At 42.2% G+C, this 519-nt stretch carries 1 pseudogene; it reads right to left on the minus strand.

What is annotated here, in order from left to right:
- Positions 1-519 (minus strand): annotated as a pseudogene (locus ACY3FQ_RS17450) (IS5-like element ISAba23 family transposase); the annotation flags it as partial.

Below are 519 nucleotides of genomic sequence, written 5' to 3' on the forward strand. Positions count from 1 at the left end.
AAACATTGGGAATCATGGACATTGGCAGGGGTAGTTTCAACCTTTTTGACAAAGCTGTCTTCATCACAGTTGAGATGAATTTTAAAGCCGTAGGTGGTTTTTACTTTACCTGTACTGTCTTTTTTACTGACATAGGCGGCTTCGTTATCTTGGGTATTGTCGGTGTGTTTGCCTTTCTTAGGTCGTTTGTTTTTAGCTTCAACGATACTGGCATCGATGATGCTGACACTGCCCGCTTTGATAAAAATGTTTTGTTGGGCTAGTTGCTCATTGATTTGGTTGAACAATGGTTCAATCAGTCTAAGCTCACCTAGGTGTTTGTGGTATCGCCAAATGGTGCTATGGTCGGGTACATCATCCGTTAATGATAGGCCAACAAAGCGACGAAATAGTAAGTCTCGTGCCAGTTGTTTTTCCATGGCTGGATCCGATAGGTTATAGAGTTTTTGTAAGAGTAATACTTTAAACATGATGACAGGGTGAAAGGCAGATTCCCCACGCTCACTGCTATGAACGTGG

Source organism: Acinetobacter sp. AB03 (assembly GCF_058107045.1).